At 59.4% G+C, this 18,533-nt stretch carries 15 protein-coding genes; 13 read left to right on the top strand and 2 right to left on the bottom strand.

All coding sequences use genetic code 11. The features are described from left to right. Position 1 precedes the first annotated feature (1 nt). The 13 genes from fdx to BOP93_RS21960 all read left to right on the top strand — a co-directional run bounded on the left by fdx (position 2) and on the right by BOP93_RS21960 (position 12,044). Positions 2-343, top strand: coding sequence for an ISC system 2Fe-2S type ferredoxin (gene fdx, locus BOP93_RS22025; protein WP_104504650.1), 342 nt, complete (start codon positions 2-4; stop codon positions 341-343). Positions 344-357: 14 nt separating this feature from the next. Further along, complete coding sequence (iscX, locus tag BOP93_RS22020) at positions 358-558, top strand: Fe-S cluster assembly protein IscX (RefSeq protein WP_003238461.1); 201 nt, start codon at positions 358-360, stop codon at positions 556-558. A 92-nt stretch (positions 559-650) separates the two neighbouring features. Then, complete coding sequence (gene ndk, locus BOP93_RS22015; protein ID WP_003175956.1) at positions 651-1,076, top strand: nucleoside-diphosphate kinase; 426 nt, start codon at positions 651-653, stop codon at positions 1,074-1,076. Between the two features lie 29 nt (positions 1,077-1,105). Further along, positions 1,106-2,254, top strand: coding sequence for a 23S rRNA (adenine(2503)-C(2))-methyltransferase RlmN (gene rlmN / locus BOP93_RS22010; RefSeq protein WP_065887481.1), 1,149 nt, complete (start codon positions 1,106-1,108; stop codon positions 2,252-2,254). A 12-nt stretch (positions 2,255-2,266) separates the two neighbouring features. Beyond that, complete coding sequence (gene pilW / locus BOP93_RS22005) at positions 2,267-3,025, top strand: type IV pilus biogenesis/stability protein PilW (RefSeq protein ID WP_104504649.1); 759 nt, start codon at positions 2,267-2,269, stop codon at positions 3,023-3,025. Next, complete coding sequence (locus BOP93_RS22000; RefSeq protein ID WP_104504648.1) at positions 3,025-4,005, top strand: RodZ domain-containing protein; 981 nt, start codon at positions 3,025-3,027, stop codon at positions 4,003-4,005. The genes pilW and BOP93_RS22000 overlap by 1 nt, the downstream gene beginning before the upstream one ends. 2 nt (positions 4,006-4,007) lie before the next feature. Further along, entirely contained in the window at positions 4,008-5,117 is a 1,110-nt protein-coding gene (gene ispG, locus BOP93_RS21995; RefSeq protein WP_003175952.1) for a flavodoxin-dependent (E)-4-hydroxy-3-methylbut-2-enyl-diphosphate synthase, read from the top strand. A 23-nt stretch (positions 5,118-5,140) separates the two neighbouring features. Continuing rightward, a complete protein-coding gene (gene hisS, locus BOP93_RS21990; RefSeq protein ID WP_104504647.1) occupies positions 5,141-6,430 on the top strand; it encodes a histidine--tRNA ligase in 1,290 nt (429 codons plus the stop codon). A gap of 41 nt (positions 6,431-6,471) precedes the next feature. Beyond that, a complete protein-coding gene (locus tag BOP93_RS21985) occupies positions 6,472-7,113 on the top strand; it encodes a YfgM family protein (protein WP_065951255.1) in 642 nt (213 codons plus the stop codon). Continuing rightward, complete coding sequence (gene bamB, locus BOP93_RS21980) at positions 7,106-8,257, top strand: outer membrane protein assembly factor BamB (RefSeq protein WP_057723954.1); 1,152 nt, start codon at positions 7,106-7,108, stop codon at positions 8,255-8,257. The genes BOP93_RS21985 and bamB overlap by 8 nt, the downstream gene beginning before the upstream one ends. 254 nt (positions 8,258-8,511) lie before the next feature. Continuing rightward, positions 8,512-9,981 (top strand): ribosome biogenesis GTPase Der, encoded by a 1,470-nt coding sequence (gene der, locus BOP93_RS21970; protein WP_057723953.1) that lies wholly within the window; start codon positions 8,512-8,514, stop codon positions 9,979-9,981. A 135-nt stretch (positions 9,982-10,116) separates the two neighbouring features. Then, positions 10,117-11,265, top strand: coding sequence for a pyridoxal phosphate-dependent aminotransferase (locus BOP93_RS21965; protein ID WP_104504645.1), 1,149 nt, complete (start codon positions 10,117-10,119; stop codon positions 11,263-11,265). After that, on the top strand, positions 11,253-12,044 hold the full coding sequence (locus BOP93_RS21960) for an amidohydrolase (RefSeq protein WP_104504644.1): 792 nt from the start codon (positions 11,253-11,255) through the stop codon (positions 12,042-12,044). Before BOP93_RS21965 ends, BOP93_RS21960 begins: the two co-directional genes overlap by 13 nt. Before the next feature lie 167 nt (positions 12,045-12,211). On the opposite strand, the gene leuA is transcribed toward BOP93_RS21960, so the two are convergent. Both leuA and BOP93_RS21945 read right to left on the bottom strand, forming a co-directional pair. Further along, positions 12,212-13,891 carry a 2-isopropylmalate synthase gene (gene leuA / locus BOP93_RS21955; protein WP_104504643.1) on the bottom strand — a complete coding sequence of 560 codons (1,680 nt, stop codon included), beginning with the start codon at positions 13,889-13,891 and terminating at the stop codon, positions 12,212-12,214. A gap of 403 nt (positions 13,892-14,294) precedes the next feature. Further along, positions 14,295-18,233, bottom strand: coding sequence for a membrane-targeted effector domain-containing toxin (locus BOP93_RS21945; RefSeq protein WP_205885779.1), 3,939 nt, complete (start codon positions 18,231-18,233; stop codon positions 14,295-14,297). Positions 18,234-18,533: the final 300 nt, after the last annotated feature.

The following is an 18,533-nucleotide window of genomic DNA, read 5'->3' as shown; positions in this document are numbered from 1 at the left end:
GATGCCGCAGATCATTTTTCTGCCACACGCCGAGCATTGCCCGGACGGTATGGTCGTGGAGGCTGAGACCGGCAAGTCCATCCTGGAAGTGGCCCACGACAACCACATCGAAATTGAAAGCGCCTGTGGCGGTGTGTGTGCTTGCACCACTTGCCATTGCGTCATTCGCGAGGGGTTCAACTCGCTCGAGGAAGCCGATGAGCTGGAAGAGGACTTCCTCGATCGCGCCTGGGGCCTTGAAGCCACTTCGCGTCTAAGCTGTCAGGCAAAGGTCGGCACTGAAGACATTACGGTCGAAATCCCGAAATATTCGCTCAACCATGCGGCCGAAGCGCCGCATTGATTCAAGGAACTGTCATGAGCCTGAAATGGGTTGATGTACAAGAAATCGCTATACAACTTGCTGAAGCTCATCCTGAGGTCAATCCTCTTACGGTGAACTTCGTCAAGCTGCGCAACCTCGTAATGGAACTGCCGGATTTTGACGACATCCCGGATCGGGGTGGCGAAAAGGTCCTGGAGGCGATTCAAGGCCTTTGGATCGAAGAAGCAGACTGAGCCGCCTTATTACGCAGTTAGGCAATACCCGATAACCCGCGTATAATTCGCGGGTTTAATTTTTCGTAAATTACCGTTTCTGGAGTTACACCATGGCTGTTCAACGTACTTTCTCCATCATCAAGCCTGACGCTGTTGCAAAAAACGTCATCGGCGAGATCACCACTCGTTTCGAAAAAGCCGGCCTGAAGGTTGTAGCTTCGAAACTCAAGCAACTGTCCAAGGCTGAAGCTGAAGGCTTCTACGCTGAGCACAGCGCTCGTGGCTTCTTCGGCGACCTGGTTGCCTTCATGATCTCCGGTCCTGTTGTTGTACAGGTGCTGGAAGGCGAAAACGCTATCGCTCTGAACCGTGAGCTGATGGGCGCTACCAACCCTAAAGAAGCGGCTGCCGGCACCATCCGTGCTGACTTCGCCGAATCCATCGACGCCAACGCTGTTCACGGTTCGGACTCCGAAGCCGCTGCTGCTCGCGAAATCTCGTACTTTTTCGCTGCTACTGAAGTAACCGCTCGCTAAGCATCGGCTTAAAGAGTGAGGGTGAATCCATGACTACATCGACTGTTAAAACCAACCTGCTGGGTCTGACTCAGCCGGAAATGGAGAAATTCTTCGACTCAATCGGGGAGAAGCGTTTCCGTGCCGGTCAGGTAATGAAGTGGATTCACCACTTTGGCGTCGACGATTTCGACGCCATGACGAACGTCAGCAAGGCCCTGCGCGACAAGCTCAAGGCCATTGCCGAAGTTCGTGGTCCCGAAGTGGTCAGCGAGGACATCTCCAGCGACGGTACCCGCAAGTGGGTGGTGCGCGTGGCGTCCGGCAGCTGCGTCGAGACCGTCTACATTCCCCAGGGCAAGCGCGGCACCTTGTGCGTTTCGTCCCAGGCAGGCTGTGCCCTGGACTGCAGTTTCTGCTCCACCGGCAAGCAAGGCTTCAACAGCAACCTCACCGCCGCCGAAGTGATCGGCCAGGTGTGGATTGCCAACAAATCCTTTGGCAGCGTCCCGGCGACCGTCGACCGTGCCATCACCAACGTGGTGATGATGGGCATGGGTGAGCCGCTGCTGAACTTCGACAACGTGGTTGCGGCCATGCACCTGATGATGGACGACCTGGGCTACGGCATCTCCAAGCGCCGTGTGACCCTCTCGACCTCCGGCGTGGTACCGATGATCGATGAGCTGGCCAAGCACATCGACGTTTCCCTGGCGTTGTCGCTGCATGCACCCAATGACGCATTGCGTAACCAATTGGTGCCGATCAACAAGAAGTATCCGCTTAAGATGCTGCTCGAATCCTGCCAGCGTTATATGGCGACCTTGGGCGAAAAGCGTGTCCTGACCATTGAGTACACCATGCTCAAGGACGTCAACGACAAGGTCGAGCACGCGGTCGAGATGATCGAGCTGCTCAAGAACACCCCGTGCAAGATCAACCTGATTCCGTTCAACCCGTTTCCCCATTCTGGCTACGAGCGGCCGAGCAACAACGCCATCCGCCGTTTCCAGGATCAACTGCACCAGGCCGGCTACAACGTCACCGTGCGCACTACGCGCGGTGAAGACATCGACGCCGCCTGTGGCCAACTGGTAGGGCAGGTGATGGACCGCACCCGCCGCAGCGAGCGTTATATCGCCGGACGCGAACTGAACGCCGCCGACGATTTGCCGCTGATTGCTGTAAATCGAATCTGAGAGAGGATCTCTATGCCCTTGCGCCTTGCGCTGCTTTTGCTTGTTACCGGTCTCGCGGCCGGTTGTGTTTCATCGGGCCATGATAGCCCTTTGCAAACCGACGAGGGGCGTGAAGCGGCGCGAGTGGCGTATGTGCAACTGGGTCTGGGCTATCTGCAGCAAGGCATGAGCGAGCAGGCCAAGGTGCCATTGAAGAAGGCCCTGGAGCTGGATGCCGACGATGCGGATGCCAATGCCGCGCTGGCGCTGGTCTTTCAGGCTCAGGCCGAGCCCGAGTTGGCTGATCGCTATTTCACCACGGCGTTGGCTTCCCGTCCTGGCGACGCTCGGTTGCTGAACAACTATGGCAGTTTCCTGTTCGAGCAGAAACGTTATGCACAGGCAGCGAATTATTTTCGTCAGGCCAGCACCGATACCCTTTATCCCGAGCGTTCGCGCATCTTCGAGAATCTCGGGGTGACGTCGATACACCTGGGTCAGCGCGAGCTTGCGCGCCAGCAATTGGAAAAAGCCCTGCACCTGAACGCTCGCCAGCCACGCGCTTTGCTCGAAATGGCTGAGTTGTCTTACGAAGGCAGGCATTATGTGCCGGCACGCGACTATTACGAGCGTTTCAGCCTGCTCAGCGGGCACAATGCACGTAGTCTGTTGCTCGGTGTGCGCCTGGCGACGGTTCACGAAGAACGCGACACGGCCGCCCGTTTTGGCCAGCAACTCGAACGACTCTATCCCGGTACGCCGGAATATCAGCAATACCTGTCGGAGCAATGATGAAAGCCGCGCACCCGGAAGTTGTAGCCGCTAATCGCGTCAACCCAGGCGAGACCTTGCGTGAGGCCCGCGAAAGCAATGGCTGGTCGCTGGCGCAAGTGGCTCTCAAGCTCAATTTGACCAGCACCTCCCTGGCCAACCTGGAAGCTGGCGCGTTCGACAAGCTGCCTGGGCACACGTTTGCCCGCGGCTATATTCGCGCTTATGCCAAGTTGCTGGGTATCGACCAGACCGTACTGGTCCAGCAATTCGACCAGTTCACCGGCACCGACTCCCAGGGCAGCAATGTGCATGGCCTCGGGCGTATTGAAGAACCGACCCGGGTGTCCCACACGATCCTGCGCATTGTCAGCCTGTTGCTGCTGATTGCCGTGATCGGGGGTGGTTTCGTCTGGTGGCAGGACCAGACTTCCCAGCGCAATAAAGACCTGACCAGCAACGCGCTGGAGCACGTCGAAGTCGAAAGCGCCGACGGCACCACCCAGATTCATCCGCTGGATGAGCCGGAAGACCAGGCGGTCGTCGAAGGGCAAGTCACGCCGCAAGCGCCTGCCACCGCTGAACAACCCGCTCCGCAAGCCGACAGCGCACCTGCAGCGACTGCAACCGTACCCGCGCCGGCTCCCGTAGCGCCCGTGGCCCAGGCTCCCGCAGCGACCGCTCCGGCCCAGGCTCCAGCGCCTGCGACACCGGCTGCGCCTGCCATTTCGCCGCCCACCACCCCCGCGTTGATCGCCGGTGACGGGCGCGTACAGATCACCTTCGTCGCTGACTGCTGGACGCAAGTCACCGACGGTAATGGCAAAGTGCTGTTTAGCGGTCTGAAGCGTAAGGGAGATACTCTTGACCAGGGCGGCAAGCCTCCTTTGACGCTGCGTCTGGGCTATGCCCGTGGCGCGCAAGTGGCCTACAACGGCCAGCCTGTGGACGTAGCGCCGTTCACCAGTGGCGAGACCGCTCGCCTCAAGTTGGGACAATAGTCATGCACGGCGAATCTCCAATCAAACGTCGCGTATCGCGCAAGATCTGGGTCGGCTCGGTGCCGGTGGGCGGCGATGCCCCCATCGCGGTGCAGAGCATGACCAACAGCGACACCAATGACGTGGCCGCCACCGTCGCCCAGATCAATCGTCTGGAAGCGGCCGGCGTGGACATCGTGCGGGTTTCCGTACCGGACATGGACGCTGCCGAAGCGTTTGGCCGTATCAAGCAGTTGGTCAAGGTGCCGCTGGTTGCCGACATCCACTTCGACTACAAGATTGCGCTGCGCGTAGCCGAGCTGGGTGTGGACTGCCTGCGCATCAACCCAGGCAACATCGGTCGTGAAGATCGCGTGCGCGCTGTGGTCGATGCAGCCCGTGACCGTGGTATTCCCATCCGCATCGGGGTCAATGCCGGTTCGCTGGAAAAAGACCTGCAAAAGAAATACGGCGAGCCCACCCCGGCGGCGCTGGTCGAGTCGGCACTGCGCCACGTTGAACACCTGGAGCGCCTGAATTTCCAGGACTTCAAGGTCAGCGTAAAGGCTTCTGACGTGTTCATGGCCGTGGAAGCCTACCGCCTGCTGGCCAAGGAAATCGTGCAGCCGCTGCATCTGGGTATCACGGAAGCGGGCGGTTTACGCTCAGGCACAGTGAAATCTGCGGTGGGTCTCGGTATGCTGCTCGCCGAAGGGATTGGCGATACCATCCGCATCTCCCTGGCGGCAGACCCCGTAGAGGAAGTGAAGGTCGGCTACGACATTCTCAAATCCCTGCGTTTGCGTTCCCGTGGCATCAACTTCATTGCCTGCCCGAGCTGCTCGCGGCAGAACTTCGACGTGGTGAAAACCATGAACGACCTGGAGCTGCGTCTCGAAGACCTGCTGGTGCCGCTGGATGTCGCGGTGATCGGTTGCGTGGTCAACGGACCGGGTGAGGCCAAGGAGGCGCATGTGGGCTTGACCGGCGGTACACCGAACCTGATTTACATCGACGGCAAACCGTCGCAGAAATTGACGAATGACAATCTGGTGGATGAGCTGGAAAAGCTGATCCGCGAGAAAGCGGCCGAGAAGGTCGCCGCTGATGCAGCGCTGATCGCTCGCGGCTGATTGAACGAATTTAAGGATTTGATGTGAGCAAGTCTCTGCAAGCCATTCGTGGCATGAACGACATCCTCCCGGAGCAGACGCCACTGTGGCGCTATTTCGAGAGCACGGTCGCGCGCCTGCTGGATAACTACGGTTACAAGCAGATCCGCATGCCGATCGTCGAGTTCACCGAGCTGTTCAAACGCTCCATCGGTGAAGTGACCGACATCGTCGAAAAAGAGATGTACACCTTTGAAGACCGTAACGGCGACTCCTTGACCCTGCGTCCGGAAGGCACTGCGGCCTGCGTTCGCGCTGTGCTGGAGCATGGCATCACCGGTGGCGGCCAGACCCAGAAACTGTGGTACATCGGCCCGATGTTCCGCCACGAGCGTCCGCAGAAAGGTCGCTATCGCCAGTTTCACCAGATCGGTTGCGAAGTCTTCAACCTGGACGGTCCGGACATCGACGCCGAGCTGATCGTCCTGACCTGGCGCCTGTGGGGCGAGTTGGGCATCCGCGGCGCGGTCAAGCTCGAACTCAACAGCCTGGGCACCAGTGAGTCCCGTGGCCGCTACCGGGTCGCGCTGGTCGAGTACCTGTCTGCCCATCTGGACAAGCTGGACGAAGACAGTCAGCGTCGCTTGAAGACCAACCCGTTGCGCGTGCTTGATACCAAGAACGCCGACACCCAGGCCATACTGGTGGGCGCGCCGAAAATGGCCGACTACCTGGACGAAGAATCCCGTACGCACTTCGAGGGCCTCAAGGCTCGCCTGGATGCGGCCGGTATTCCTTACGTCATCAATCCAAAGCTGGTGCGCGGCCTCGATTACTACAGCAAGACCGTGTTCGAATGGGTCACCGACAAACTCGGCGCCCAGGGCACCGTGTGTGCCGGTGGTCGTTACGACGGCCTGGTCGAGCAAATGGGTGGCAAGCCGACCACCGGCGTAGGTTTCGCCATGGGCATCGAGCGGCTGATCCTGCTGCTGGAAACCCTTGAGCAGGTGCCGGAAGAGATTTCCCGCCAGGTGGACGTGTATCTTTGCGCTTTTGGCGAGGCCGCCGAACTGGCTGCCTTGGCCTTGAGCGAAAAGGTGCGTGACCAGCTGCCGAACCTGCGTCTGCAAGTCAATGCCGGCGGGGGCAGCTTCAAGAGTCAGTTCAAGAAAGCTGACAAGAGCGGCGCGTTGTATGCGCTGATCCTCGGCGATGACGAACTGGCCCAGCAAGTGGTAGGTTTCAAACCCCTGCGTGGTCAGGGCGAACAACAGAACATTGCCTTTGATGCGCTCGCTGCGCACCTGGCCACCTGCGTCGTGCAGGGTTGAAGCTGTCGAACAGCCGAATTTAGCGATTAAGGAGTATTGGGGTGTCGAGTACTGATGATGAGCAACTGGCCGAGTTCAAGGACTGGTGGCAGCGTAACGGCAAGCCCCTGGTGACTGGCGGTCTGCTGGCTTTAGTGGTGGTGTTCGGCTGGCAAGCCTGGACCAAGTATCAGGCCAACCAGTCTCAGGGCGCCTCGATCGTTTATCAGCAATTGCTGGAAACTACCCTGACGCCGGACGGCAAGCCGGATCCTGCGCGAGTGGCAGACCTGGCCGGCAAGCTGAAGAACGAATTTGGCGGTACGACCTACGCCCAGTACGGTAGCCTGTTTGTCGCGAAAGTCGCGGTCGATACCGGCAAGCTGGATGATGCAGCCACCGAGCTCAAGGCCATCGCCGACAAACCGACCAACCCGACCCTGGGTGAAATCGCACGCCAACGCCTGGCACAGGTATTGGCGGCACAGAACAAGGCTGACGAGGCACTCAAACTGCTCGACGGCGATGCTGACAAGGCATTTGTAGCCACTCGCGAAGAGCTCAAGGGCGACCTGTTGGTCCAATTGGGTCGTACCGACGAAGCCAATGCTGCGTACCAAAAAGCCAAGGCGGCGCTGTCTGATGAAGCGGCGGTCGGTGGCTTACAAATCAAGCTGGACGACTTGGCCAAAGGGGATGCGTGACGTGATCCGTTGGAAACATGCAGCATTGCTGGCTCTGGCCGTTCTGGCCGCGGGTTGCAGCAGCAACAGTAAAAAAGAACTGCCGCCTGCGGAGCTGACCAGCTTCAAGGAAGAAGTGGTCCTGCAAAAGCAGTGGAGCCGCTCCATCGGTGACGGTCAGGGCGAAACCTACAACATGCTGGTACCGGCAATCGACGGTGACAACATTGTGGCCGCTGATGTAACCGGCATCGTGACCTCCCTGGATCGCATGACCGGCGACGTGAAGTGGAAGAAAGACCTTGAACTGCCTGTTTCCGGCGCCGTTGGCGTGGGTTACGGCATGGTCATGCTCGGCACGCTCAAAGGCGAAGTCGTGGCGCTGGACTCCGGCACCGGTGAAGAGAAATGGCGCGCCCGCGTGACCAGTGAAGTGCTCGCACCGCCTGCCACCAACGGCGATATCGTCGTGGTGCAGACCCAGGATGACCGCGTGATCGGCCTGGACGCCAGCACCGGCGAACAGCGCTGGTTGTACGACAGCACCCCGGCGGTGTTGACCCTGCGCGGTACCAGTGGTCCGATTGTGACCAACAATCTGGCCGTTGCCGGGCTGTCCACCGGTAAAGTGGTCGCCCTGAATACCCAGAACGGCGTGCCGGCCTGGGAGACCCGTGTGGCTATCCCGCAAGGTCGTTCCGAGTTGGATCGCGTCGTGGATATCGACGGCGGCTTGTTGCTGTCCGGCGAGACCCTTTACGTCGCTACTTACCAGGGCCGTGTCGCGGCACTGGACCTGCAGAGCGGCCGGGTCAACTGGCAGCGTGATGCGTCCAGCTACGCCGGTGTCGCCCAAGGGTTTGGCAGCGTCTACGTAAGCCTGGCGTCCGGCACCGTTGAAAGTGTCGACGAGCGTTCCACCACTGCGCTGTGGAGCAACGACTCCCTGGCTCGCCGCCAACTGTCGGCGCCGGAAGTCTTCTCCAGCTACGTAGCGGTCGGTGACTTCGAAGGCTACCTGCACCTGCTGAGCCAGGTGGACGGTCGCTTCGTGGGTCGCGAGCGTATCGACAGCGACGGCTTGCGTGCGCGTCCGCTGGTGGTGGGTAACATGCTGTATGTGTATGGCAACAGCGGCAAGCTGGAAGCCCTGACCATCAAGTAAGAATCATGCTTGGGGTAACCCCCAGGCGGCCTTGCCTCAATGCTGTTTGTAGGAGCGAGCTTGCTCGCGAAGGACGTCAACGCTAACGCGGGTTTTCCGGATAAACGCGGCGTCCTCTGGTTTTTCGCGAGCAAGCTCGCTCCTGCAGTATTCAGTGTCGAGCAGGGCATGTGGCATTCAAATGCCGCCCCGAGCACCAGCCGCTGCCCTGCAGCGGCTTTTGTATTTTCTGAAATAACGAAGTGGAGAGCCGCATGGTTCCCGTAATCGCCCTGGTGGGCCGACCTAACGTCGGCAAGTCCACCTTGTTCAACCGCCTGACCAGGACTCGCGACGCCATCGTCGGCGACTTGTCCGGTCTGACCCGTGATCGCCAATACGGTGAGGCAAAGTGGCAAGGGCGCTCCTACATTATTGTCGACACCGGTGGTATCTCCGGTGACGAACATGGCATGGACGAAAAAATGGCCGAGCAGTCGCTGCTGGCCATTGAAGAAGCCGATGTCGTGTTGTTCCTGGTGGACGCCCGCGCGGGCTACACCGCTGCCGACCAGATGATTGGCGAGCACCTGCGCAAGCGCAACAAGCGTTCCTATCTGGTCGCGAACAAGATCGATAACATCGATCCTGAAGCGGCCCGCGCCGAATTCAGCCCGATGGGCCTGGGCGACGCGATCCCGGTTGCCGGCGCCCACGGTCGCGGCATCACGCAGATGCTCGAAATTGCCCTCAGCACCTTTCCCAAGGATGACGATGAGGAAGAAGAGGGTGAGGAGGAGATCGTCGCCGAAGGCGAGGAAGCCAAGCGCATTCCTGGCCCGAGCGAAAAAGACGGTATCAAGATCGCCATCATCGGCCGCCCTAACGTCGGCAAGTCGACCCTGGTCAACCGCATGCTCGGTGAAGACCGGGTAATCGTCTATGACGAACCCGGCACCACCCGCGACAGCATCTACATCCCGTTCGAGCGCAACGAGGAAAAGTACACGCTGATCGACACCGCCGGTGTGCGCAAGCGCGGCAAGATCCACGAAGAAGTTGAAAAATTCTCCGTTGTCAAAACCCTGCAAGCGATCAAAGACGCCAACGTGGTGATCTTCGTGATGGACGCCCGCGAAGGCGTGGTGGACCACGACCTGAACCTGCTGGGCTTTGCCCTGGAAGCCGGTCGCGCCCTGGTTATCGCGATCAACAAGTGGGACGGCATGACGCCGAGCGAGCGTGATTTCGTCAAGATCGAGCTGCAGCGTCGCCTGTTCTTCGTTGAGTTCGCCGATATCCACTTTATCTCGGCCCTGCACGGCACCGGCGTGGGCAACCTCTACGCCTCGGTACAGAACTCGTTCAAGTCTGCGGTCACGCGCTGGCCGACCAACCGCCTTACCCAGATCCTGGAAGACGCGGTGGGCGAGCACGCGCCGCCGATGGTCAACAACCGCCGCATCAAACTGCGTTACGCCCACTTGGGTGGTGCCAACCCGCCGATTATCGTGATTCACGGTAACCAGATCGAGAAGGTGCCCAAGTCCTATGTGCGTTACCTGGAAAACACCTACCGCCGTGTCTTGAAGCTGGTCGGCACGCCGATCCGTATCGAGTTCAAGGGTGGCGAGAACCCATACGAAGGCAACAAGAACACATTGACCGACCGTCAGGTGAACAAGAAGCGTCGTTTGATGACTCACCACAAGAAGGCCGACAAGAAGCGCCGCGACAAGAAATAACCGCAGCGTCACGTTGTAAGCTGCAAGCTGCAAGAGAGGGCGCCGTTGGCGCCCTTTTTTGTGCGCCGCGGTTTGCCCCTTGACCCGCTTGCAGCTTGCAGCTTAAAACTTGCAGCTCACCCGAAGGGGGCTCCCATGATCACCAGCAAGCTGCCGAACGTCGGCACGACCATTTTCACCAGCATGTCACAGTTGGCGGCCAACACCGGCGCAATCAACCTGTCCCAGGGTTTTCCCGACTTCAACGGCCCTCAGGATTTGCTCGACGCCGTGGGTCGGCACGTCGCCAACGGCCATAACCAATACGCACCGATGAGCGGTTTGCCCGCGTTGCGCCAGCAGGTGGCGGCCAAGATTGCCCGCAGCTACGGTGTCAGCGTCGATGCCGACCGTGAAGTGACCATCACGCCCGGCGCCACCCAAGGCATTTTCTGCGCGATCCAGGCGGTCATTCGCAACGGTGACGAGGTGATCATCTTCGACCCTTGCTACGACAGTTACGCACCCTCGGTGGAACTGGCCGGTGGGCGCTGCGTGCATCTGCAACTGGGCTTGCAGGATTTCAGCCTGGATCTGGAGCGCATCAAGGCCGCGCTGTCGCCGCGCACGCGCATGATTGTGCTCAATACCCCGCACAACCCCAGTGGCGCGCTCGTCAGTCGTGAGGAGCTGGACCAGTTGGCCGAGCTGATTCGCGGACGCGATATCTACCTGCTCAGCGATGAAGTGTACGAACACCTGGTGTTCGACGACGTGCCCCACGTCAGCGTGCTGGCCCACGAGGAGCTGTACGCGCGCGCCTTCGTGGTCAGCTCGTTCGGCAAGACCTATCACGTCACGGGCTGGAAGACCGGCTATGTGGTTGCACCGCCGGCCCTCACTGCCGAGCTGCGCAAAGTGCATCAATACGTCAGCTTCTGTGGTGTGACGCCGTTGCAGTACGCGCTGGCCGATTTCATGGCTGAGCACCCGGAGCACGTGGATGCGCTGCCGGCGTTCTATCAAGCCAAGCGCGATCTGTTCTGCCAGTTGCTGGCGCCGTCGCGGTTCAGCTTCAGCCCATCGGCGGGGACTTACTTTCAACTGGTGGATTATTCGCGGATCCGCCCGGACCTGGATGATGTCGCCATGTCCGAATGGATGACGCGCGAACACGGCGTGGCGTCGATTCCGATCTCGGTGTTTTACCGCAACCCACCCCAAGGCCAGCGCCTGGTGCGCCTGTGCTTTGCCAAACGCGAGGAGACGCTGCAACAAGCGGCGGAAAAACTATGCGTGATTTGAGTGCCTTGCCGAACCTGAACATCGCCCTGATCCAGACCACCCTGGCGTGGCACGACCGCCAGGCCAATCTTGAGCATTTCGAGCTGCTGCTGGAGCAGGCCAACGGCGCCGACCTGATCGTATTGCCGGAGATGTTCACCACGGGTTTCTCCATGGAATCGGCCGCCCTGGCGGAACAGGAAAACGGCCCGACTCAGCGTTGGCTTCAGGCCCAGGCGGCGAAATACAACGCCGTGATCACCGGCAGTGTGATCATTCAGGCGGCTGACGGCAGCCACCGTAACCGCCTGCTCTGGGCGCGTCCCGACGGTGAAGTGCTGCATTACGATAAACGCCACCTGTTCCGCATGGCCGGCGAGCACGACCACTACACGCCCGGCGAGCGCCAGGTGCAGTTCGAGTTGAAGGGCTGGCGTATCCGTCCGCTGATTTGCTACGACCTGCGCTTCCCGGTGTGGAGTCGCGATGCCCAGGACACCGACTTGCTGCTGTACACCGCCAACTGGCCGGGCGCGCGGCGCCAGCACTGGAACCGTTTGTTACCGGCACGGGCGATTGAAAACCTGTGCTATGTGGCAGCGGTAAATCGGGTGGGGACTGACGGCAAGGGCTTTGCCTACACCGGCGATAGCCAGGTGTTGGATTTCCAGGGTGAGACATTGCTGAGCGCGGGGGAGGCGGATGGGGTATTCCAGGTGATTCTGGATGCAGCGGAGTTGGCGGCGTATCGCACCAAATTCCCGGCGAATCTGGATGCCGATAGTTTTCAGTTTGTCTGACAGACCGCTATCGGGGGCAAGCCCCCTCCCACATTTGAAGGTATTCACAAGTCAAAAAGTGGGAGGGGGCTTGCCCCCGATGAGGCCATCAGCACCACCACCATAGCCCAAAGTAAAAAGGCCCCTGGATTCTCACCCAGGGGCCTTTTGCATGGCGCCGATAAAGCTTACGCCGCCTTCGCTTCCTGCTGGCTCAACGAGCGGTTCAACGCACTGAACAGCGCCTTGAAGCTCGCAGTGGTGATGTTTTCATCAATCCCCACGCCATGCACCGGACGCTCGCCATTCACGCGCAGTTCGATATAGGCCGCCGCCTTGGCGTTGGTGCCCGCGCCGATCGCATGTTCGTTGTAATCCATGATCTCCACGCCAATCGGCAAACCGGCCACCAGCGCTTCCAGCGCGCCGTTGCCTTTGCCTTTCCAGTGCAGGTTGGTTTCGCCCTGGCCCTTGCCGGAGACTTCCACTTCCACATAGCTGTTGCCGTTTTCTTCCTGCAGGCGGTGGCTGACCAGCGCATACGGAGTGTTGGCTTGCAGGTATTCACGCTGCAGCAACGCGTAGATCTGCGGTGCGGTCATCTCCAGGCCCACGCGGTCGGTCTCGGCCTGTACCACCTGGCTGAATTCGATCTGCATGCGGCGCGGCAAGCTGATGTCGTATTCCTGTTCCAGCAGGTAGGCGATGCCGCCCTTACCCGACTGGCTGTTCACCCGGATCACCGCTTCGTAGCTGCGACCGATGTCGGCCGGGTCGATCGGCAAGTACGGCACTTCCCACAGTGCATCGTCTTTCTGCTGGGAGAAGCCCTTGCGGATCGCGTCCTGGTGCGAGCCGGAGAACGCGGTGTGCACCAGGTCGCCGACATACGGATGACGCGGGTGCACTTGGATCTGGTTGCACTCTTCGACGACTTTGCGCACGCCGTCGATGTCGGAGAAGTCCAGCTGCGGGTCGAGGCCCTGGGTGTACATGTTCAGTGCCACGGTGACCAGGTCGACGTTACCGGTGCGCTCGCCGTTGCCGAACAGGCAGCCTTCGACACGGTCGGCGCCGGCCATCAGGCCCAGTTCGGTGGCGGCCACGCCGGTGCCACGGTCGTTGTGGGTGTGCAGGCTGATGATCACGCTGTCACGGCGGTTGATATGGCGACCGAACCACTCGATCTGGTCGGCATAGATATTCGGCGTAGCGCATTCCACGGTGGCCGGCAGGTTGAGGATCATCTTGTGCTCGGGCGTCGGGTTCCACACCTCGATCACCGCGTCACAGACTTCCTTGGCAAACTCCAGCTCCGTGGCGCTGAAGGTCTCGGGGGAGTATTCGAAGGTCCACTGGGTTTCCGGTTGCTGCGCGGCGTATTTGACGAACAGCTTGGCGGCGTTGACCGCGATGGCCTTGATGCCGTCCTTGTCCTGGTTGAACACAATGCGGCGGAACGACGGCGACGTGGCATTGTACAAATGCACGATGGCCTTTTTGGCGCCGCGCAGGGATTCGAAGGTGCGCGCGATCAAGTCTTCACGGCCCTGGGTCAGCACCTGAATGGTGGTGTCCTCGGGGATGTGGTTGTCTTCGATCAGGGTGCGCACGAAATCAAAATCGGTTTGCGATGCGGCAGGGAAGGAGGCTTCGATTTCCTTCACGCCGACCGCGACCAGGGTCTTCCAGAAACGCAGCTTTTTCGCGGCGTCCATCGGCTCGATCAGCGACTGGTTACCATCACGCAGGTCGGAGCTGCACCAGATCGGCGCTTGGGTGATGGTTTTAGAAGGCCAGGTGCGGTCCGGGATATCGATGGTCGGGAACGCGCGGTACTTCGAAGACGGGTCTTTGAGCATGCTCATCGCAAAATCCTTTGTTGTAGGGCCGAGAAGAGGCGGCCTGCCGAGTCACTATTATGGGGGCGACGCTTGGGGCGAGACAGATCGATTCAGCCTGGCAGTCGTGCGCTGACAAGGCACAGGCTGCGGTGCTGGCGGAGCTGAATGAGGGTGTGAGAGGTTTTCATAAGCCCAACCCTAATCGTGGGCACGGCAGATGGCAAGTGATCTTGGAAAATCGATAGGATTTCTCCATTTGTGCATTTTTTGAGAAGTTTATTGTCGCCTTTGTAAATCTTCTTTGGTTTTATTGCTGCGCTGTCTCGAGGTGCACAATTTAAAAAATGGAGCAGAGGGCATGTTCTCAACCGAGTGGCGCAATGGTGAAGGACTCACCATTGCCTGCCGTACTTGCGGCGATGCTCACTCAGGTGATTTTCTGAAAGACTTGATAATCTCCCGCCGTATGGCTGCCCGTCACTGTGCGTCCGGGGTCCCTCGGGATCGATGGACCGCTGATGGCGATGCTTTTGTTATAGGTTGTGGCTGGATACACGCCTATCCCTACGCCACCATTGAGTTCGGCCAGGCCTGGAACGTTCCGGGACGTATTCATGTGAGCCTTGCCAACCAGGGCCAGCACCTTTTCGCCGGGTCTGCGGTTTTGCAGGATGCGTGTCGCGTAATAGTTGAATTCCTGCAAACGAGTCACGCCCTTGTCATTGTCGCCGATATCGCCGTAAAAGCCCGGCATGTCCGCCCGGCGAGTCAAATAGTGATGTTCCAAGGCTCTTATCGCTATACCGTTTTCCTGGGCGAGACGGGATAATTCCGAGAGTGTGGGCGAGGCGCCGGGCGGGCGGCCGCTCCCCATTCCCACGTCCTTGACCTTGCCTGCGGCGTCGGTTTCGACATTTTCCAGATAGATGGCTTTAACGCCGGCGTCTTTGAGGGTTTGCATGTTCTCCTTGAGCAGTTGAAAACTGGTGATTTCATTATGGCTCTCGCCCAGCACCACAACGTCAGTGGTCTGATAGGCGTCCCTCAGGAGTTCAGCGGGCGATGTGTTGGGTGCCAGCTCGAGTCGAGGCGGGCGTGGCGGCATTTGCCCCCCTGCGGTCATAGCCTGGTAGAACTGCTGGGCATCTCTCCTGAACCAGTGTCTGGCCACTGGCAGGGATGTGCGGGTGAAGTCGGCTTCCACCAGTCGACCGTTGTTGCGGCTGAGGTATTCGGTCTTGGGCAAGGTTTTTTTGACTGGCGTTTCTCCTCCCTCAATCGGTGCTCCTCCTCGTAACTCATTCAGCCGCCATTCGCCGTTTCCAGCCGATTGCAGGGACGCTACGATTCGGTTGCCCCTCGGTGCCGTCAATGGAACGTTGGGATCAACGATATTGACCTGCCCGCTGCGGGCGTGAAATACCGAGTCGATCCGGTAAACCCCGTTCGTGCCGGTGCTGTCGGTAAAGCGTACGTACCAGTTGTCCTCGACGTTATAAGTACCATCGGGTCTCAAGGGGCGGCCACTGATGATCTCATTGGGCAGGGTAAACGCGCTTAAGTCACGGTTCGGCACGGCGACGGCGGTGGTGGTGTGGGAACCGACGCTGGCAATGCCACTGCTGGTGGCGGCGAGCGCGGGCGTGGGTATGACTGGAGCAGGTAGCGCCCTGGAGCCCATGTGCGGGGTCAGCGCTCCTGCTGTCGTTGATGCTCTGAACACCGGGCGCATCGGCGCCGCGCGAACATTGTAGATACGCGATCCCGCCAGGGTGAAGTCGCTGTAGATCGCGCGTGCCAGGCCTGGCTTTTTGATCAGGTGCGGCAAGAGTCTGCTATTGACGCGTAACGCGGTGACGCCGGCCTTGCCCAGACGAACCCCGGTGGATATTCCTTTGCCGGCCACCGGTATCAAATCCGCGAAAATCAAGGCCACTTCAATGCCGAACTCGATTTTGTTGAGTTTTGATTGCTCTGCGACCTCGGCGCTGCTCACGGATTGGTGATCAGCTCGGTCGATCATCATCTGTACATGTTGTTGGTACAGATGATCCTGAGCGTTGGCGTCGATGGGCTCGAGGCTCAAAGCACCGCCCAATAGCTTGACCGATGAGATGAGCAGTTCGGGGTTTATTATCTTCATTGGGTTGTAGGCATGCTTTTTAATCGCGCCCTTGAACTCATCAATTTGATCCTTGCTGACCGGCGATTTTCTTTGCGCAATGTAGGATGCCCATTCGCCCTTGGCCAACAGGGTGTCCAGGCTCTTGTGGTCAGCCACTTCACGAAAGGTGATGCCGTCAGGCGCTTTGGGGGTGTACAGCACCAGTGATGCATCGCTCCGGTTGCCGATCACCATCACGCCCTGCACCGCCAGCCCACGGTGGATAAGGCTGTTGGCAACAATGGTTTTCCCGTCCACCTGGGGACGCGTTGCAGGATCGGGGTGCTCCACCACCGCATCCACCCATTGCGCCGCACGTTTGGTACTGGTGTCTTTAATTGCGGGTTCCGTGTAGGCCTCGGGATTGAGCTCTGCGAGAAACGCCTCTTTAATCAGGGTTGCTTTCAGGCTGTCTTTCCACGCCGTACGCAATTGCGCAGCGCTGCCCGATTCGGCATCTGTGGTCATCTCGCGTTTCAGCAGTTTGACGTACTCACCCCCGACGTCAGTGACGTTGACCAGTTTTTTGAGGTCGTCGGTGTCCAGGATAACCGGATTGCCCGCCAGATCCAGAATGGGGTCGCCCTTGGTGTCAACGAGCGGCAGGGTCATTTTTACATCGGTGAACGTGCCTCTTTCCACGCCTGGAAAGCCGCTGGGGTTCTTCAACGCCAAGTCTGTCAGGCTTACGCTTTGCCGGTTCGCGTAGAGAGGCCCGCCGGTTCCCTTGCCGCCTTGAACACCGGTTCGGGTGTGTACCTGAACCATGAGCTTATCTGCATCGACGTGTGCATCCGGGTAGTGCTGCTTGACGGCGGCATTCATCCGCTCACGGGAGAAGCGCGGCAGTGAAGGGATTTTCTCCAGCATCGGAGTCAGCTTGTCCAAGCTTTTTTCTTGCTCCTCTTCCAGGCGCGTAAAAAAGGCTTCTTGCAGCGGATTCAGATTTTTTAACCACTCGGGTTGGTGTTTGTCGGCCAGTTTGGCATCGCGCGCCTGCATGGCGTTGTTGCCATCAAGCAGATAAGACCAGTCGGCCGCATTATCAATGCTCTGGAGTGAGGCGCTGTCGGTGAGTGGATTGACGCCGTCAGCGGGTGCCAGGGCTTTGCCCAGGTGGGTATCGATCTCCGCCTGCTGACGTTTGAGCATCCAGGGTATGGCTTCTGCCAGTACATCCCCTGATGACGGCTCGACACTGCGCATCAGGTCTTCCCCGGTTAACGAACCAGGCCGGTTTTGCAGCGAGGGTGGCAGGGTCTGCAGTAACAGCTGCGCATCGGTTGAGCCTTGATCCAGGCGGTTTGCCAAGGCCTGGCGTGCCTGGGCCGGCGTGGCAAACTCCTCGAAACCTTCTGCGGGTGTGTAAAGCACCACCGGGCCATTAGCCTCGTTGAGCGTAAAGGTGCGCCCGTTCGGCCAAGTCGGTGGGCTGTCATGGGAGCCGTCATTGCGGGTGATGAGAAATGCGCCCGCCAGCATCGCGCCGCGTTCTGTCTTGTTATCAACAGTCACGGGATAGACCCCCAGGCGGGTGCCATGGGCGAATTTCTTTTCCCGGGCGGCCAGGGTGGGGTAGCGCAGCGCGTTGTCGATCAGCTCCTTGCCTTGCGCACTCAGGGTGCCGTCGGCCACACGCAGCGAGGCCAGGATCGACAATTGTCTTTTATGCAGGATCAACAGATGGTCTTTTGGCGACAGCTGCAGTTTCGGCTCCCCCTCCACTGGCCCGGGCGTACTCCAGAACTCTTCAAGTGCCTGGGGATATTGCGTAGCAATGCTTCGGGCAATGGATTGCAATGAACTTGACGTGAGGGCGGGTGTTCCAGGATCGCCAGGGGTTTGTCGCGTAGCAAATTCGGTGCGGACGTTGCGCTCGGGGCGCAGTAGCGCATTCGGATTGTCCAGGATTTTTTTAACCATGCTGGCCAGCGCGGTCATCAGGGGTTCGGAAGATTCCGGCGACTGAGTATCACCCCCGACGCGGTAGCGTTCGTAATACAGGAGGTGGGTATCGAGAGGCCTGACGTCCGGAAACGCTTTTTCAAGCTGTGCCTGTACAAACGTTTCAAACTTTGGCTGTCTGCTGTGTAACCGTTGCATGTCTTCAGTCAGAAGACTGTGTTCAAGGCTCAGCGCTAATTGCTTGGTAGGGTTGTATTGCTTCACTAACCGCGGGTAGCGCATTTTGGCGGGGTTCATGGCATACGAGTTGGGAGTGGCCGGGCTATCTGGGGCGTAGCTTGAGGCGGGCGCAGGTTCTTGTGCAGTGGGGGCGGGCGTAGGTAAAACGGCGGGTGAGACAAGGGGCGCGAGGTTGGCGGGAGAAGTCGGCGGGAATGGCTGATGCCGCTCTGATAGCGCTTGGGTAAGGGAGAACATAAGGTGAGTCTCACTGGATTTGGATGTCCATGTGTCAGTTCATGCTCGTTACGCTCCGTGTAATTCGTTGACTGGGTGAAGATTGGGCATCAGACGGTTCCTGCCAAAAGTGTAAGACGA

The sequence above is a fragment of the Pseudomonas orientalis genome, assembly GCF_002934065.1.
Taxonomy (GTDB): Bacteria; Pseudomonadota; Gammaproteobacteria; order Pseudomonadales; family Pseudomonadaceae; genus Aquipseudomonas; species Aquipseudomonas orientalis_A.
This window is presented reverse-complemented; position numbering and strand designations above follow the sequence as displayed.

What these genes read in the sequence shown, in the direction of transcription:
- fdx (WP_104504650.1), top strand. Translation starts at nt 2, where the DNA reads ATGCCGCAGATCATTTTTCTGCCACACGCCGAGCATTGCCCGGACGGT.
- iscX (WP_003238461.1), top strand. Translation starts at nt 358, where the DNA reads ATGAGCCTGAAATGGGTTGATGTACAAGAAATCGCTATACAACTTGCT.
- ndk (WP_003175956.1), top strand. Translation starts at nt 651, where the DNA reads ATGGCTGTTCAACGTACTTTCTCCATCATCAAGCCTGACGCTGTTGCA.
- rlmN (WP_065887481.1), top strand. Translation starts at nt 1,106, where the DNA reads ATGACTACATCGACTGTTAAAACCAACCTGCTGGGTCTGACTCAGCCG.
- pilW (WP_104504649.1), top strand. Translation starts at nt 2,267, where the DNA reads ATGCCCTTGCGCCTTGCGCTGCTTTTGCTTGTTACCGGTCTCGCGGCC.
- BOP93_RS22000 (WP_104504648.1), top strand. Translation starts at nt 3,025, where the DNA reads ATGAAAGCCGCGCACCCGGAAGTTGTAGCCGCTAATCGCGTCAACCCA.
- ispG (WP_003175952.1), top strand. Translation starts at nt 4,008, where the DNA reads ATGCACGGCGAATCTCCAATCAAACGTCGCGTATCGCGCAAGATCTGG.
- bamB (WP_057723954.1), top strand. Translation starts at nt 7,106, where the DNA reads ATGCGTGACGTGATCCGTTGGAAACATGCAGCATTGCTGGCTCTGGCC.
- der (WP_057723953.1), top strand. Translation starts at nt 8,512, where the DNA reads ATGGTTCCCGTAATCGCCCTGGTGGGCCGACCTAACGTCGGCAAGTCC.
- BOP93_RS21965 (WP_104504645.1), top strand. Translation starts at nt 10,117, where the DNA reads ATGATCACCAGCAAGCTGCCGAACGTCGGCACGACCATTTTCACCAGC.
- BOP93_RS21960 (WP_104504644.1), top strand. Translation starts at nt 11,253, where the DNA reads ATGCGTGATTTGAGTGCCTTGCCGAACCTGAACATCGCCCTGATCCAG.
- leuA (WP_104504643.1), bottom strand. Translation starts at nt 13,891, where the DNA reads ATGAGCATGCTCAAAGACCCGTCTTCGAAGTACCGCGCGTTCCCGACC.
- BOP93_RS21945 (WP_205885779.1), bottom strand. Translation starts at nt 18,233, where the DNA reads ATGAACCCCGCCAAAATGCGCTACCCGCGGTTAGTGAAGCAATACAAC.